The following is a 12,690-nucleotide window of genomic DNA, read 5'->3' on the forward strand; positions in this document are numbered from 1 at the left end:
CTCCGGGCGCCCCGTCCCCGGGCCGCTATCCCTCCGCGAGCAGGCCCGCGAGGTCCAGGCGGCGCGTGAACATGGCCAGCGAGCCGTCGGCGTTGCGGGGCCAGGCTTCCGGCGGGCGGTCCACATAGAGTTCCACCCCGTTATGGTCGGGGTCGTGCAGGTAGATGGCCTCGGAGACGCCGTGGTCGGAGGCGCCGTCCAGCTTGATGCCGGCCGCGAGCACCGCCTTCACCGCGCGGGCGAGGGAGGCGCGGTCGGGGTAGAGCAGGGCGACATGGAACAGCCCCGTGGTGCCGCGCGGCGGGGGAGGGCCGCCCGCGCTGTCCCAGGTGTTGAGCGCGATGTGGTGGTGGTAGCCGCCGGCGGAGAGGAAGACGGCGCCGGGATAGCGGGCCGTTTCCTCCAGCCCGATCACGTCCCGCCAGAAGGCGAGGGCGCGGTCGAGATCCGACACCTTCAGATGGGTGTGGCCGATGCGCAGCCCGGCGGGCGCGGTCACGGGCGCGGTCACGGGCTGGGGGAGGGGCGCGGGGTGGGTGTCGGGCATGGGGTGATCCTTCCGCCCCCAATCTGGTCCCGCCCCGGCCAGGTATCCAATCGCCCTGGCGAATGGGCGGCATGGATGCGGCTGATCGGGCAACGGGGCGGGTGGCAGCCGCGTTCATGGCGGCACCCTCAGCCCGGAGAATGACATGCCCCAGGATTCCGATGGCGGCGCGAGCCGGCGTGGCCTCTTGCGTGCCGGGGGCCTGACCGCGGCCGGGCTGGCCCTGGGCGGGGCCGGGGCCCCTGGATATCCGCCGCCGACCGGGACCGATCTGGGCGGGGTGAGCGAGGGGCGGGTGCTCTTCCCGAACTGGCGGGGCGAGGCGGAGCCGCCGCCGGCGGCCGCGCCGAACCCGGTGCCGCCCGGCGAGCGGATCGGCTACGCCATCATCGGCCTGGGCCGGATCAGCGTGGAGGAGATGCTGCCGGCGCTGGGCGAGGCCAAGGGCTCGCGCGCCGTGGCGCTGGTCAGCGGCAGCCCGGAGAAGGCGCGCGTGGTGGCACGGCGCTATGGCATTCCGCAGGAGGCCATCCATTCCTACGAGGAAATGGAGCGGCTGCGGGACAACCCGGCCGTGCAGGCCGTCTATATCGCCCTGCCCAACGCGCAGCACCGCGAATACACGGAGCGCGCGGCCGCCATCGGCAAGCATGTTCTCTGCGAGAAGCCGATGGCGACCACGCCCGAGGACGCGGCGGCGATGGTGGCCGCCTGCGAGCGCGCGCGGGTGAAGCTGATGATCGCCTATCGCTGCCAGTACGAGCCGAACAACCGCGAGGCGATCCGCATGGTTCGCAGCGGGGAGCTGGGCAAGCTGCGCTTCATCGAGGCAACCAACGTGCAGTCCTCCGGCACGGCGCCGCAATGGCGGTTCAGCAAGGCGCTGGCGGGGGGCGGGGCCTTGCCGGATATCGGCCTCTACTGTCTGAACGCCACCCGCTACATCACGGGCGAGGAGCCGGTGGATGTCTTCGCGCGGCAGTATTCGCCGCCGGGCGATGCGCGCTGGAAGGAGATCGAGGAGAGTGTGGCCTTCACGCTGCGCTTCCCCTCGGGCGTGATGGCGAATTGCCTCTGCGGCTACGACGCCTTCAACGACAAGACGATGCGGCTGCATTTCGAGCGCGGCACGATCGAGATGCCCAATGCCTTCGCCTATACGGGGCAGCAATTCTACATCGCGCGCCGCGAGGGCGATGTCGCGGGGCGGCTCCAGAAGCGGATCGAGGAGAAGAACCAGTTCGCGCTGGAGATCGACCACTTCTCCGACTGCATCCGCGCCGACCGGCGGCCCCATACGCCGGGCGAGGAGGGGGCGCAGGACCAGGCGCTGATGGCGGCGATCTACCGCTCCGCCGCAGAGGGGCGCCCGGTGGAGCTGCCCCGGCCGCCCGGCCCGACGCGGGGGCCGGAGCCGGCCGGGCAGGGGTAGCGGCGGCTTGACGCGGCGCGTGCCGGGCGGGCAGAAGGCGCCGCCCGGCGGGCCAGTCCGCGCCGGCCGCAAGCGTTAGCGTCATCCAACGCGCCCACGGGCCCCCGGGCCCCGAAAGAGGCGCCTTGCGCATGAATCCTCCCCCCGTTCCGACACGCCGCCTTCTGCCCTTCGTGGCGATCGTCCTCACCGGCTTCCTCGCCATCGCGATGCCGCTGCCGGTGTTCTCGCTCCGCGTGCATGACGAGCTCGGCTTCAGCCTTGTCACCGCGGGGTGGGTGGTCGGGATCCAGTCCCTGGCCACCATCCTCACCCGGCAATGGGCGGGGTCCTTCATCGATGCGCGCGGGCCGAAGACGGCGGCGCTCATCGGGCTTCCACTCGCCGCGCTGTCCGGCGTGCTCCTCCTGCTCTCGACCCTGCTGGCCGATCCCAGCCATTCCCTCGCGGTGCTCCTGGTCGGTCGGCTGGTGATGGGGCCGGCGGAAAGCCTGTTCCTCACCGCCGCGATGAGCTGGGGCATCCTGACCCTCGGGCCGCATCGCACGGGGGTGGTGATGACCTGGCAGGGGATCGCCATGTTCGTGGCGCTCGGGGCCGGGGCGCCGCTGGGCCTGCTGCTGATGCAGCGGGCGGGCTTCGCGGGGGTGGCGGTGGCGGCCATTCTGCTCCCGCTCATCGGCCTTCTCATCGCCCTGAGCCGGCCGGCCATGGCGCCGCACCAGGCGCGGGGGCGGCGGGCCTCCTTCCTGGGCGTCATCGGCCTGGTCTGGCGCCAGGGGGCGGTGCTCTGCCTCGGCACGGCGCCCCAGGCGGTGCTGGGCAGCTTTGTCGCCCTCTACTTCGCCAGCCGGGGCTGGGAAGGGGCGGGGCTTTCCCTGACCGGATTCGGAATCGGCTTCATCCTGATGCGCGCCTTCTTCTCCCACCTGCCGGACCGGCTCGGTGGCCGGCGCGTTGCGGGCGGGTCCCTGCTGCTGGAGGCGGTGGGGCAGCTGCTGCTCTGGCAGGCCCCGAACGCCTCGCTGGCCCTGCTCGGGGCCACGCTCACCGGGGCGGGCTTCTCGCTCATCTTCCCCGCCATGGGGGTGGAAGCGGTGCGGCGGGTGCCGGAGGGCAGCCGGGCGCTGGCCATCGCCAGCTTTAGCGCCTTCCTGGACGTGGCGGTGGGGCTCTCCGGGCCACTGGCCGGGCTGATCGTGGGCCTCGGCGGCTACCCGGCCGTGTTCCTGGCCGGGGCTATCGGGTGCCTGGGCGGGGTGCTGCTGCTTCTGGGGCGGGACCGGCCGGTGGGCGGGGCTTGAGCTGACGGTCTGTCCCGGGGAGAGGAAGAAGGAATTCTTCCTCTCCCGGACCCCTCACCATCATCTTTTTCTTCAAGTTGGATTCACTCGGCTGACGGTGCGCCTCGGGTCGATGACCCGAGGCGACCGCAACGGCAGGAAGGGCACCCTCAACCAGAGATCCCCTCGATCAAGGGTATCCACGGCAGTCAGACGGGGTTCCAAGGGCCTCAGGCCCTTGGCGGGGGGAGGGCGGAGCCCTCCGAGTGGCGCGGGAAGAAGCGGGCACAAAAAAAGGGCGGTGGATTGCTCCACCGCCCCAGGGCGTGTTGCCCGGCCTTACGAGCTGACGGCCAGGCGCCGCTCGACGATTTGCTGCTTCATGTTCTTCTGCAGCTTCTCGAAGGCGCGGACCTCGATCTGGCGCACGCGCTCGCGCGAGATGTTGTACTGCTGCGACAGCTCCTCGAGCGTGGTCGGCTCGTCCTTGAGCCGGCGCTCGATCAGGATGTGGCGCTCGCGGTCGTTGAGGGTGCTGAGGGCGCCGTTGAGCAGGTCGCGGCGGTTGGACATGTCCTCCCGCTCGGCGAGCTCCTCTTCCTGGCTCTCGCTGTCGTCCACCAGCCAGTCCTGCCACTCACCCTCGCTATCGGCGCGGATGGGGGAGTTCAGGCTGTTGTCGGGGCTGGCGAGGCGCCGGTTCATCGACACCACGTCCTGCTCCGGCACCTGCAGCACCCGGGCAATCTTCTCGACCTGCTCGGGCTTCAGGTCGCCCTCCTCGAGGGCGGCCATCTGGCCCTTCAGGCGGCGCAGGTTGAAGAACAGCTTCTTCTGCGCGGCGGTGGTGCCCATCTTCACCAGCGACCAGGAGTGCAGGATGTATTCCTGGATCGCGGCGCGGATCCACCACATGGCGTAGGTGGCGAGGCGGAAGCCGCGGTCCGGGTCGAACCGCTTCACCGCCTGCATCATGCCCACATTGCCCTCGGAGATCAGCTCACCGACCGGCAGGCCGTAGCCGCGGTAGCCCATGGCGATCTTGGCGACGAGGCGGAGGTGGGAGGTGACCAGCTTGTGGGCGGCCCCTTCGTCGTGGTTGTCGCGCCAGCGCTTGGCGAGGGAGAGCTCCTCCTCCGGCGCGAGCATGGGGAACTTGCGGATCTCCTGCAGGTAGCGGGAGAGATTGCCCTCAGGGGCAATGGGGATCATCGAAGTGGAAGCCATGAACGCATCTGCCTCCTGAGCCGGCCGGGCTGCCCCCGGTAGAGATGGCGGGCGCACGGGCGGTCTAATCGTTGGTACGGAGGATCCGCACCTCATCTTCGCGTGCTGGGCCCTGAGCCCTCTAGAACGCCTGTGACCCCTCAGGTTTTCCCGCGATGTTTCGCGGGAGCGAAAGGAGCTTGGCAGGCTTTCCTTACGGACCCCTTTCGAGGCACCCGGCCGCTGAAGCTGACCCGCTTGTAATCTATTCCCGCCCTGTTCGCAAGAAAAAACCCGACTGATACAGTCTGGTTACCTGGCGCGGGGGTGCAGCCCTGGCCTGCTCGCCGGTCATGCGGGGCTGCCCGCGCGCGGTGGTCAGGCGGCGGCGTCGAGGGTGGCGATTAGGGCCGCCATGTCCGGCGGGAGGGGCGACGAGAAGGAGAGGGGCTCGCCGGTGACGGGGTGGCGGAAGCCGAGGGACTGGGCGTGGAGCGCCTGGCGGGGGAAGGCCAGCAGGGCCTCCCGTGCCGCTTCGGGCAGGCCGCGGGCGGCGGCGGGGGTGCGGCGGAGATAGACGGGGTCGCCCACCAGAGGGTGCCCGATATGGGCCATGTGGACGCGGATCTGGTGGGTGCGGCCGGTCGAGAGGCGGCAGCGGACCAGGGCGCAGGCCGCCCCCCAGGCGCGTTCCGTGGCGTAGTGGGTGAGGGCGTTCTTGCCGCCGCGGTCGACCACGGCCATGCGCTTGCGGTCCGCCGGGTGCCGGCCGATCGGGGCTTCCACGCTGCCGGAGATGGGGGAGGGGGTGCCCCAGGTGAGGGCGAGGTAGCTGCGCTCCAGGTCGCGTTCGGCGAAGGCGGTGGAGAGGGCGTGGTGTGCCGGCTCGGACTTGGCGACGACCATCACCCCGCTCGTGTCCTTGTCCAGCCGGTGGACGATGCCGGGGCGCTTCTCCCCCCCGATTCCCGAGAGCTCCTCCCCCGCATGGGCGAGGATGGCGTTGACCAGCGTGCCGTCCGGGTTGCCGGGGGCGGGGTGGACGACGAGGCCGGCGGGCTTGTCGAGCACGATGAGGTGCCGGTCCTCGAAGAGGATGGTCAGGTCCATGGCCTGGGGCTGGGGGGTGGCGGCCTCGGGCGGGGGGACGGCGAGGGTGTAGCGCAGCCCGGGCCGGAGCGATTCGGAGGGGTCGGTGGTGGTCACGCCACCCCGCGCCGCGTGCCCGGCTTCGACCAGCGCCTTGACGCGGGAGCGCGAGAGACCGCCCATGCCGGCGAAGGCCCGGTCCAGCCTGTCCCCCGCCTGTTCGGCGGTGGCGGTGAATTCCAGGGTGCCGGGCAGGCTTTCGGAGGGTTCGGTGCGCGCGCTCAAGATTCTCGTCGTCGGTATGGGGGTGCTGATCGTCGCCGCCAGCGTGGCGCTGGTTGTGATGATCGTGCAGCGCGCCGGCAAGGCCATTCCGGCCGCGCCCTCCGGCCCGCCGGTGGAGATGTCCCTCGGCCAGCCGGCCGGAAGCCGCATCGCCGGCATCGCGCCGGGCTTCGAGGGGCGGGTGGCCGTGTGGGTGCAGCGCCCGGATGGCGAGCGGCTCGTGATCCTCGACACGCGGAACGGCCGGGCGCTGGGCGAGATCCGGCTGGGCGATTGATCAGGGGCGACCGAGGGCGTGGCGCATCGCTAGGCTTCCCTGCCGGAGAAGACCTGCGCGGCCTGCGCCCGCCCCTTCGCCTGGCGGCGGAAATGGGCGCGGGACTGGGAGGCGGTGCGCTTCTGCTCCGCCGCCTGCCGGGAGGGGCGGCACCCACTTGCGAGCCCGCTGGCGAAGCCTCTGGCGAAAAAGAATTCGGAAAAAGCGCCGGACCCCGCTTGATCACCCCCCGCATGGCGGATAGAAGCCGCCTCCACCGACGGCCACAACGTCCCCATCGTCTAGAGGCCTAGGACACCGCCCTCTCACGGCGGTAACAGGGGTTCGAATCCCCTTGGGGACGCCATCGGGCGTTGGCGGGCGCAGGCCTTGCCAGCCTTCCGATGCGGGTCGGGCCGCCTTCGGGCATATCTCCTCCATTCTTCCTATCTGTGAGCGGCTGGCGTCGCGGCCTGTCCGGGTGCCATGATGATGACTCGCCCGTCCACCCAGCCCTCCGCTTCCGCTCCTGAAATCGTCGTGGAGCGTCGAGGTCCCGGAGCGGCCGGCTGGGGCTGGCGGCTGACGCGGGACGACCAGCCTTTCAAGAGCGGGCCGGGCGGGTTCCGCAGCGCGGAGGACGCCTATGCGGCGGCGCTGGCGCATCTCGGGCGTGGGCCGCGGAACCGCTAGCCGGGGCCGGGCGGCGGCGCGGCGGGCCGGGGCTGGCCCCGTGGCCGGCGCTGCCCTGGATCACAGGATTGGGGAAGGGTCTGGCGCCGGGCCGCGGAAGGCGGCACACGAGCCCGACCACACCGGAAGGATGCTGATTTGAGAAAGCCGAACTACAGCCAGGACCGCGCGCAGCGGGAACGGGACAAGGCCGCGAAGGCCCAGGCCAAGGCCCAGAAGAAGCTGGACCAGAAGGCGGCCGAGGAGAACGCCGCCGGGTCCGGGCGGCCCGAGGGCGAGCCCGCGGATGCGGAGGACGCGCCCCGGTAGGCGGCGCCCAGGCGCCCCGGCAGCCGGCGCCGTAAGCGCGGCGAGTTGATCGCGGGGCGCGCGAGACCTGCCCGGGCGACGGTTGCGGAAGATCGCCGGCTGCGCTTCCTGGGCCTGTTTGCTGAAGAACCAGGGCCAGGAGAGAGCATGACCCCGAGCCGATGGCTGCGATGGCCCCTGGCCAGCCACCCTCTCCTGCTGGTCGCCCTGGCGGGGCTGGCCCTGCCGGGCTGCTCCGAGCTGCTGGCCGAAGGCAGTGCGGCCGGCGCTGGGCTGGGCGGCGCTGCCATCGCCGATGCGGTGGGCGCCGGGGCCACTACCACCACCGGCATAGGGCTGGGCGTGCAGGCCGGGGTGCGGGCGGGGCTGCATTATGCCCAGCGGCGCGCCCATGCGGCGGCGCAGGACCGTGTGGCCGCCGCGGCGGGCCCGCTGCCCGTGGGCGGCGTGGCCGGCTGGGCCATTGCCCATGACGTGCCGATCGAGCCGGATGAGCGCGGCCAGGTGACGGTGGTCCGGGTGATCGAGGCCGGGCCGATCCACTGCAAGGAGATCATCTTCTCGGTCGATGCGACGACGCGGCCGGAGGAGGCGCCGAGGCGCGGCTTCTACACCGCCTATGTCTGCCGCGACGGGCAGGCCTGGCGCTGGGCCTCGGCCGAGCCGGCGACGGAGCGCTGGGGCAGCCTGCAATGAGCCGGGCACTGGCCCTGCTGCTGCTGCTCCCCCTGGCCGGGTGCGGCGTGGCGGCCGATGTGACGGGGGCCGTGGCCGGAATCGCGGCCGGCACGGCCACGGGCAATCCGGCGGCGGGCTTCGCCATCGCGGTGGGCACCCGGGCGGGTGTGCAGGCCGGGCTGAACTGGGCCGTGCGCGTCCGGGCGCGGGGCGAGCAGGATGCGGTGGCCGAGGCGATCGGCGGCCTTGCGCCGGGCGAGGTGCGCCGCTGGCGGATCGAGCATGACATCCCCATCGGCAACGAGGAGGGGGAGGTGCGGCTGGTGCGGGAGATGGTGACGCCGCTCGCCACCTGCCGGGAGGCGCTGTTCTCCGTCTCCGATGGCGACTGGTTCGTCACCACCGCCTGCCGCCAGGACGGGCGCTGGAAATGGGCGGCGGCGGAGCCCGCCGTGCCGCGCTGGGGCGCGCTGCAGTAGGGCGCTGGCGGGCGCCCCGGTCAGCCCTTCTCCTCCGCGCGGGGGAGCGGCGCGTGGGCGGGGATCGCGGGGGCCTGCCCCTTCTCTTCCGGCAATCCGGCTTCCGGCGGTGATGCTCCCGCGCCGGGCGGGGCGCCGGGGGGCGGCGCGGCCGGTGTGAGCCCGGCGAATTCAGGGCTGAGCTCGTGCAGGAAGCAGGCGGGGGAGGCGTATTCCGCCGGCTCCTCCTCGTCGGGATCCGTCATCGCTCGTCCCTTTCCCAGGTTGCGGCCGCTGGCTGAACATCGGGCTGCGCCTGGGCGGAGTTGCATGGCCCGGCTCGGCTGGCTCCGGCGGCTTGCCGACGGGGCGCGTGCCGGAGGGCGGAGGTAAGTGTCACGAAACCATGCATGAAGCGCGATTCATCTTTCGTTAAGCGCTGCGCCCAGTCACGCCATGTCTGGGATGATGTACATGCCTGCGATCAATTCAGAGCTCCTCTGGACCAAGGACAGCTCGGGATCCACCGCGGGAAGCGCGGAGGTCGTGGCCTATGACGCGCAGCGCGGCCTCGTGCTCGTGCTCGGGCCCACGGGGGTCGAGGCGCTGGACATCGCCGACGGCACGCTGCGCTTCAGCCTCGCCGCCGCGGATCTCGGCAGCCTGGGCACGGGGAACAGCGTCGCCGTGCAGGGCGACATCATGGCGGTCGCCTATGACAATGCCGAGGATGGTGGCAACGGCGTCATCGCCTTCTATCGCCTGGCCGCCGATGGCAGCGGCGCCGAGCTGATCCGCCAGGTCGAGGTCGGCGCCGTGCCGGACATGCTGACCTTCACTCCCGATGGCAGCCGCCTCCTTGTCGCGATCGAGGGCGAGCCGAACGACGATTACGGCGTGAATGCCTCGGGCGACCCGGTGGGCGGCGTTGCGGTGATCGACGTGGCGACGGGTGCCAGCACCTTCCTCGGCTTCGGCGGCTTCGACACCGAGGCGTTGCGCGCGGCCGGGGTGCGGATCACGGGCGTCGAGGGCGTCACCGCCGCGACCGATCTGGAGCCGGAATACATCGCGCTCTCGGCCGATGGCGGCATGGCCTACATCACGCTGCAGGAGAACAACGCCATTGCGGTGCTGGACCTGGAGACGCTGACCTATGAGGGCGTCTACGGGCTGGGTACCAAGGATCATTCGGCCGAGGGCAACGGTCTCGACATCTCCGACCGGGATGGCGGGGTAAACATCGTGAATGCCCCGCTGAGCGGCCTCTACATGCCGGACGGGATCGCGACTTTCGAGTATGAGGGCGCCACCTATCTCGTCACCGCCAATGAGGGCGATGCCTCGGAATGGGGCGACTACGACGACGTGGCCCGGGTGAAGGACCTGAATCTCGACGAGGCGAGCTTCGGCGGGGCGGAAGCGGTGGCCGCGCTGAAGGCCGATGCGGTGCTGGGCCGGCTCGAGGTCTCCGCCGTGGACGGTGACACGGATGGGGACGGCGACATTGACGTCCTGCACTCGATGGGCGGGCGGAGCTTCTCGATCTGGCAGGTGACGGAGAACGGGCTGGAGCAGACCTTCGACTCCGGCGACATGATCGAGCGCATGCTGGCCGAGGCCCGGCCGGACCTGTTCGACGACAACCGCTCGGACAGCAAGGGGCCTGAGCCGGAGAGCATCACCCTCGGCACCATCGACGGCCAGCTCTACGCCTTCGTCGCGCTGGAGCGGGCCGATTCCGTGATGGCCTTCGCCATCACCTCTCCCACCAGCGCCGAATATGCCGGTCTCATCGAGACGGATGACGCGCCGGAGGTGATCCATGTGGTTTCGGCCGGGGATGGGCCGGATGGCGTGGACGGGCCGCTCCTGATCTCGCCGAACGAGGGCTCCGGCCTGACCACCGTGCATGAGCTGGAGGTCGAGGCGCCGTCCTCGGGCCACTTCACGCTGCAGATCCTGCACGCCTCCGACTTCGAGGCGGGGCTGGCGGCCACCACCCGCGCGAGCCAGTTCGCCGCCATCGTCGACAGGCTCGAGGACAGCGTCGCCAACAGCATCACCCTCTCCTCGGGTGACAACTTCATCCCGAGCCCCTTCGGCGCGGCGGGGACCGACCCCACCGTCCGCGACGAGATGATCGACCTTTATGCCTGGCTGCTCGGCGTTCCGGCGAGCGAGCTGAGCGGGCTTTCGCTCAGCCAGGGTGGCATCGACATCGCCATCATGAACGCGCTCGGCGTGCAGGCCAGCACCATCGGCAACCACGAGTTCGACTACGGCTCGAACGCGCTGGCGGCGGCGATCGACTTCGCGAAGGGGAGCGGCACGACGAGCGGGGCGATCACCTCGATTGGTGCGCTGTTCCCCTATCTCTCGGCCAATCTGGACTTCAGCGACGACAGCGCGATGAAGGCGCTGTTCACCGAGCTGCTGCGCGACGCGGCGAGCTACGCCACGACGGCCGGGGACCTGGCCACGCCGGGCGGCCTGGCGGCCGAGGCCGCGGACCAGCAGGTCGCGCCCTGGACCACGATCACCGAGGGTGGCGAGACCATCGGGGTGCTGGGCGTCACGACGCAGCTCCTGGCCTCCATCTCCTCCGTGGGTGGCGTGGCGGTGAAGGACCCCGCGGGCGATGGCGGGGTGGACAACACTGATGAGCTGGCCGCCATCCTGCAGCCGCTGATCGACCAGATGACGGCGCAGGGCCTGGACAAGATTATCCTGCTCAGCCACCTGCAGCAGTACCAGCTGGAGCTCGACCTGGCCGGCAAGCTGAGTGGCGTGGACGTGATCGTCGCCGGCGGCAGCCATGCCGTCTTTGCCGACGGGAACGAGCCGCTGCAGCCCGGCGACGCCGCCGCCCAGACCTATCCGGTGATCGTGACAGGCGCCAACGGCAAGCCGGTGGCCGTGGTGAACACGGGCAGCGAGTACTCCTATGTCGGGCGCCTCGTCGTCACCTTCGACGAGAATGGCGACATCGTCCCCGACAGCATCGACCCCGGCCTCTCCGGCCCCGTGGTGGTGAACGAGGACACCGTCGCCGACCTGTGGGGCAATGAGGACGCCTATGCGGAGGGCACGCGCGGCGGCGAGGTGAAGGACGTGACGGATGCCGTCTCGGCCGTGATCACCCAGAAGGACGGCAACGTCCTGGGCTTCACCGACGTGTATCTGGAGGGCCGCCGCGCCGAGGTGCGCACGGAGGAGACCAATCTCGGCAACCTCTCGGCCGATGCGAACCTCTTCGTCGCGAAGCAGGTGGATGCGGCCGTGACCGTGTCCATCAAGAATGGCGGGGGCATCCGGGCCGAGATCGGCGCCATCGGCACCGGCGCGGAGGCGGGCGAGCTGCCGCCGCAAGGCAACCCGGCTGCGGGCAAGCCGGCCGGCGCGGTGAGCCAGCTCGACATCGAGAACTCGCTGCGCTTCAACAACGCGCTGTCCATCGTGACCGTCTCGGCCGAGGAGCTGGTGCGGATCTTCGAGCATGCGGTGGCCGGCGTCGCGCCGGGCGCCACGCCGGGCTCGTTCGGCCAGATCGGCGGCGTTTCCTTCAGCTATGACGCGACGGCGCCCTCGCAAGTCCTGAATGCGGATGGCAGCGTGCAGCGGGCCGGGCAGCGGGTGCAGAACTTGGTCATCCTCGGCGAGGACGGCGCGGTGCTGGACACCATCATGCGCGACGGCGAGCTGGTGGGCGATGCGGCCCGTGCCATCCGGATGGTCACGCTGAGCTTCCTGGCGGATGGCGGCGACGGCTATCCGATCGGCCTCTATGCCGAGGACCGGGTGGACCTGCTGAACAACTCCCTTCTCTCCGACGGCGCCTCGGGCTTCGCCGCCAAGGGAAGCGAGCAGGACGCGCTGGCCGAGTATCTGAAGGCCGTGCATGGGACGGCGGAGGCCGCCTATGACGAGGCCGATGGCGGACAGGCCGGCGACGAGCGCATCCAGAACGTCGCGGTGCGCGAGGATACGGTGCTAGGGAGCCCGCAGCAGGGCACCGAAGGCGCCGACCGCCTGCTGGGCGATGGTGGGCGCGACGCGCTCCATGGCCTCGGCGGCGACGACCGTCTCCTCGGGGGTGCCGGCAGCGACCAGATGTTCGGCGGCCTGGGCGATGACGGCTACATGGTGGACGATGCCGGGGACGTGGTGGTGGAGCTGGCCGGCGAGGGCTACGACCGGGTGACGGCGCGGATCGACTACGTGCTGGGCGCGAATGTCGAGAAGCTGATGCTGGAGGGCGCGGCGGTTTCGGGCACGGGCAATGCGCTCGACAACCGCATCCTCGGCACCGACGGGGCGAACATCCTCTCCGGGCTGGATGGCGAGGACGCGCTGGTCGGGAATGGCGGGAACGACCAGCTGCTGGGCGGTGCCGGCGACGACCGGCTGGTCGGCGGCGCGGGCGCGGACAGCATGGCCGGCGGGCTCGGTGA

The 12,690-nt window shown here is 71.1% G+C and carries 13 protein-coding genes and 1 tRNA gene; 10 read left to right on the plus strand and 4 right to left on the minus strand.

From position 1 onward, the window contains the following. Nucleotides 1–25 precede the first annotated feature (25 nt). A complete protein-coding gene (locus BUB97_RS16375) occupies nt 26–547 on the minus strand; it encodes a VOC family protein (RefSeq protein WP_073136644.1) in 522 nt (173 codons plus the stop codon). A gap of 145 nt (nt 548–692) precedes the next feature. On the opposite strand from BUB97_RS16375, the gene BUB97_RS16380 reads away from it, so the two are divergent. Continuing rightward, nucleotides 693–1,979 carry a Gfo/Idh/MocA family protein gene (locus BUB97_RS16380; protein ID WP_073136646.1) on the plus strand — a complete coding sequence of 429 codons (1,287 nt, stop codon included), beginning with the start codon at nt 693–695 and terminating at the stop codon, nt 1,977–1,979. A gap of 131 nt (nt 1,980–2,110) precedes the next feature. Further along, nucleotides 2,111–3,283 carry an MFS transporter gene (locus tag BUB97_RS16385; protein ID WP_073136648.1) on the plus strand — a complete coding sequence of 391 codons (1,173 nt, stop codon included), beginning with the start codon at nt 2,111–2,113 and terminating at the stop codon, nt 3,281–3,283. A gap of 318 nt (nt 3,284–3,601) precedes the next feature. On the opposite strand, the gene rpoH is transcribed toward BUB97_RS16385, so the two are convergent. Both rpoH and BUB97_RS16395 read right to left on the minus strand, forming a co-directional pair. Next, nucleotides 3,602–4,489, minus strand: coding sequence for an RNA polymerase sigma factor RpoH (gene rpoH / locus BUB97_RS16390; RefSeq protein WP_175562651.1), 888 nt, complete (start codon nt 4,487–4,489; stop codon nt 3,602–3,604). Between the two features lie 357 nt (nt 4,490–4,846). Continuing rightward, entirely contained in the window at nt 4,847–5,842 is a 996-nt protein-coding gene (locus BUB97_RS16395) for an RluA family pseudouridine synthase (RefSeq protein ID WP_073136650.1), read from the minus strand. On the opposite strand from BUB97_RS16395, the gene BUB97_RS16400 reads away from it, so the two are divergent. The 7 genes from BUB97_RS16400 (at nt 5,829) to BUB97_RS16420 (ending at nt 8,257) form a co-directional block, all read left to right on the plus strand. Continuing rightward, on the plus strand, nt 5,829–6,119 hold the full coding sequence (locus BUB97_RS16400; protein ID WP_245818328.1) for a hypothetical protein: 291 nt from the start codon (nt 5,829–5,831) through the stop codon (nt 6,117–6,119). The two genes, BUB97_RS16395 and BUB97_RS16400, sit on opposite strands and share 14 nt — an antisense overlap. Nucleotides 6,120–6,158: 39 nt before the next feature. Then, entirely contained in the window at nt 6,159–6,341 is a 183-nt protein-coding gene (locus BUB97_RS16405) for a DUF2256 domain-containing protein (protein ID WP_073136652.1), read from the plus strand. 48 nt (nt 6,342–6,389) lie between these two features. Further along, nucleotides 6,390–6,465, plus strand: a tRNA-Glu gene (locus tag BUB97_RS16410). Between the two features lie 173 nt (nt 6,466–6,638). Continuing rightward, entirely contained in the window at nt 6,639–6,791 is a 153-nt protein-coding gene (locus BUB97_RS26270) for a hypothetical protein (RefSeq protein ID WP_175562652.1), read from the plus strand. A gap of 138 nt (nt 6,792–6,929) precedes the next feature. Further along, on the plus strand, nt 6,930–7,100 hold the full coding sequence (locus BUB97_RS26275) for a hypothetical protein (RefSeq protein WP_175562653.1): 171 nt from the start codon (nt 6,930–6,932) through the stop codon (nt 7,098–7,100). A 147-nt stretch (nt 7,101–7,247) separates the two neighbouring features. After that, nucleotides 7,248–7,796: a hypothetical protein gene (locus tag BUB97_RS16415; protein WP_073136654.1), complete on the plus strand. Its 549-nt coding sequence runs from the start codon at nt 7,248–7,250 to the stop codon at nt 7,794–7,796. After that, the gene (locus BUB97_RS16420) at nt 7,793–8,257 is read left to right on the plus strand and encodes a hypothetical protein (RefSeq protein ID WP_073136656.1); all 465 of its coding nucleotides are present in this window, start codon (nt 7,793–7,795) and stop codon (nt 8,255–8,257) included. Before BUB97_RS16415 ends, BUB97_RS16420 begins: the two co-directional genes overlap by 4 nt. 20 nt (nt 8,258–8,277) lie before the next feature. Here the strand turns inward: BUB97_RS16420 and BUB97_RS16425 are convergent, their stop codons facing one another. After that, nucleotides 8,278–8,502: a hypothetical protein gene (locus BUB97_RS16425; RefSeq protein ID WP_073136658.1), complete on the minus strand. Its 225-nt coding sequence runs from the start codon at nt 8,500–8,502 to the stop codon at nt 8,278–8,280. 208 nt (nt 8,503–8,710) lie between these two features. On the opposite strand from BUB97_RS16425, the gene BUB97_RS16430 reads away from it, so the two are divergent. Beyond that, the coding region (locus BUB97_RS16430; protein WP_073136660.1) for a choice-of-anchor I family protein at nt 8,711–12,690 on the plus strand (3,980 nt) is incomplete at its 3' end.

Origin of the sequence: Muricoccus roseus (assembly GCF_900141905.1) — a bacterium.
GTDB lineage: Bacteria > Pseudomonadota > Alphaproteobacteria > Acetobacterales > Acetobacteraceae > Roseomonas > Roseomonas rosea.

What these genes read in the sequence shown, in the direction of transcription:
- BUB97_RS16375 (WP_073136644.1), bottom strand. Translation starts at nt 547, where the DNA reads ATGCCCGACACCCACCCCGCGCCCCTCCCCCAGCCCGTGACCGCGCCC.
- BUB97_RS16380 (WP_073136646.1), top strand. Translation starts at nt 693, where the DNA reads ATGCCCCAGGATTCCGATGGCGGCGCGAGCCGGCGTGGCCTCTTGCGT.
- BUB97_RS16385 (WP_073136648.1), top strand. Translation starts at nt 2,111, where the DNA reads ATGAATCCTCCCCCCGTTCCGACACGCCGCCTTCTGCCCTTCGTGGCG.
- rpoH (WP_175562651.1), bottom strand. Translation starts at nt 4,489, where the DNA reads ATGGCTTCCACTTCGATGATCCCCATTGCCCCTGAGGGCAATCTCTCC.
- BUB97_RS16415 (WP_073136654.1), top strand. Translation starts at nt 7,248, where the DNA reads ATGACCCCGAGCCGATGGCTGCGATGGCCCCTGGCCAGCCACCCTCTC.
- BUB97_RS16420 (WP_073136656.1), top strand. Translation starts at nt 7,793, where the DNA reads ATGAGCCGGGCACTGGCCCTGCTGCTGCTGCTCCCCCTGGCCGGGTGC.
- BUB97_RS16425 (WP_073136658.1), bottom strand. Translation starts at nt 8,502, where the DNA reads ATGACGGATCCCGACGAGGAGGAGCCGGCGGAATACGCCTCCCCCGCC.